We start from the raw sequence: 2687 nt of genomic DNA, 5'->3' as shown, positions 1-2687 counted from the left end.
CTCGGGTCGCTGTCCTCGGGGTACCTCGACTCGTGGCCAAGGGACCCGGGGTATACGGCCACGCTAAAATGCCACATTCTGTTTACGCCCGGGGCCCCCCCCCCCCCCCCCGGGCCACGGGGGCCCTCCCGGCGTTACGGTCCGTCAGCCGGAGCACCGGACCGGCGGTCCGGAGGTGCGATCCTGCCCAGCGGCGGCAGGGGCGGCTTTCGGAAGCGGTTCCAGCCGTACGCCCACAGGACGGGGATGGTCACGGCGGCGGCCGTCACCGCCTCCGCCAGGAGCAGGACGGGGATTCGCCAGAGGCGGCGCATGTGTTCGGTGTCCCTTCTGATGCGACGAGATTCGGTTTCCGGCCGGCGCCGGCAGCCCCTTGGACAAGCGGGTGCAGCCCTTCTTCCTACGCGCAGCTACTCCGTCCCGATGGCCGCCAGGACCGGGGTCCGGGCCGCCCGGCGTGCCGGCCACAGGGAGGCCAGGAGGCCCGCTCCCGCCGCCGCGGCCAGCAGGACGGCGAGGCGCAGCACGGGCACGCTGTGGCGGAAGCCGGGCGTGTGGCGTGCGATCGCCTCGCCGCTCGCCCAGCCGACGAGGAGGCCCAGGGCCAGGCCGAGGGCGCCGCCGAGAACGGCGATGATGAGGGCCTCGGCGCGCACCATGGCGCGCACGCCCGCCCGGGTCAGGCCGATGGCCCGCAGCATGCCGATCTCGCGGCGGCGTTCGGTGACGGACAGGGCCAGGGTGTTGACGACGCCCAGGAGCGCGACGCCGATGGAGAGGCCGAGCAGGGCGTAGAGCAGGTCGAGCATGCGGTCGGCGTCGTCGGCGGCGGCGCGGGCCAGGTCGTCGCTGCTGTCGATGCGCAGGGCGGGGCTGTCGCCGAGGGCGTGGGCGAGGGTGCGGCGCAGCCCGGGGCTCGGGTGGTCACGGGTACGGACGAGCACGCTCCGGACGGCACCGGCAGGAGAGGCAGCGACAGGAACGACACCGGCAGGAACGGCACCGACAGGAGAGGCATCCACAGGAAAGGCGGCGGCATCGACCAGGAAGCCGCTCACCAGCGCGTTGGGCTCGTAGACCCCTGCGACCGTCAACTCGGCAGCCCGCCCGTCAACCAGACGCGCGTGCACCGTACTTCCGACCGCCCGGCCGTAGCCGGCCGGCACCAGCACGTTTCCAGCGCCGATGTCAGCCGCTCCCCCACTCATGCGCAGCCGCAGCATGTCCCGCACGGCGTTCGACGGCAGGGCGAGGCCGAACGCGCGCACCCCGTCGACCGTCAGTTCCACCTCCCGTAGCGCCGCGACGGCGGCGACCTCGGCGCTGGCGGCCAACGTCCGTTCCACCACCGCCGATTGAGCGTCCAGGCTCCGCATCGACACCACGTAGTCCGCCTTGAGCACGTGCGCGCCCGCGGCGTCCGCCGCCGCGAGGCCGCCGGCGGCGACGACCGTGAGGGTGGTCACCAGGCTCACGCCGATGACCAGCGACGCGGCCGGGGCGGACACGCGGCGCGGATTGCTGGCACTGTTGCGTTCGGCGAGCCGCGCGCCGATCCCCGCACGACCGAGGAGCGGTCGGACCACCGCGAGCAGCGGCCCGACCAGCGTCGGCATGAGCGCGAGCAGGCTGCCGGCCGCCAGCACGGCGCCCAAGGCCAGTACGGGCGCGCCCTCCTGGATGCGGTCGTTGCTCGCCCCGCTCAGCAGGCCGGCCGCACCACCGGCGGCCAGCACCACACCTGCGAGCACGCGTCGCCTCCCGACCCCCTCCCGAAGCGGAGCCTCCGCGACGCGCAGCGCGGCCAGCGGCGCGATCCGTCCGGCCCGCCGCGCCGGGAGCCAGGCGGCGACCACCGTGGTCAGCACCCCGGTGGCCAGCGGGACGAGCAGCGCGTACACGGGCAGGCTGAGCGCGTCCCCGGTCGGCAGCGGACCGCCCTTGCCGAGGTCACCGGCGATCGGGCGCAGCACCTCCCCGACGCCGACGCCCGCCGCGACCCCCACCAGCGAGCCCGCCAGCCCGACCAGGAACGCCTCGGCCAGCACCAGGCGCCCGACCTGCCGGCGCGAGGCCCCGATCGCCCGCAACAGGCCGACCTCGCGCGTCCGTTGGGCCACGAGCATGCCGAAGGTGTTGGCGATGAGGAAGCAGGAGACGAACAGCGCGACGGCGGCGAAGGACAGCAGTGTGGTGCGCAGTGAGGAGACCTGGTTCTCGGCGCGCAACGCCCGGTCGCGGGTGGGGACGTCCGCTGTCAGGACGGTGGCGCCCGGGACGGCCTGCTTCGTCGCCTGCCGCAGCCGCTCGGCGGTGGCGCCGGGCGCGGCCTTCACGTGGAACTCGCTGTAGCGGCCGGGGCCGGTGAAGTGCTGCTGCGCCGTCGCGGTGTCGAACAGCACCACGCTCCCGCCGTCGGTGACGGCGGGCTCCGCGCGGGTGGTGAAGACGCCGCTGATGCGCACGGTGAGGCCGGGGCCGTCCACCGAGATCCGTGCGGCGTCCCCCACGCGGTAGCCGCAGCGCGCGGCGGCGGCCTCGTCGACGGCGATCTCGTCGCCGCCCGCGGGCGGGCGCGCGCCGGGGGGCCGGCGCCGGGGGGGGGGCCCACCCGGCTCCCGGGGCCCCCGACGGCGCGGCCACGACGGCCACGCGCTGAAGGAGCAACTGAGCCATGCCCGTTAAGC

The 2687-nt window shown here is 75.4% G+C and carries 1 protein-coding gene; it reads right to left on the bottom strand.

Annotated elements, in window-relative coordinates; all coding sequences use genetic code 11:
- Positions 1–410 precede the first annotated feature (410 nt).
- Positions 411–2510: an FtsX-like permease family protein gene (locus ACFV4G_RS37605; RefSeq protein WP_380447039.1), complete on the bottom strand. Its 2100-nt coding sequence runs from the start codon at positions 2508–2510 to the stop codon at positions 411–413.
- Between the last annotated feature and the right edge of the window lie 177 nt (positions 2511–2687).

Origin of the sequence: Kitasatospora sp. NPDC059747 (genome assembly GCF_042732955.1) — a bacterium.
Taxonomy (GTDB): Bacteria; Actinomycetota; Actinomycetes; order Streptomycetales; family Streptomycetaceae; genus Kitasatospora.
This window is presented reverse-complemented; position numbering and strand designations above follow the sequence as displayed.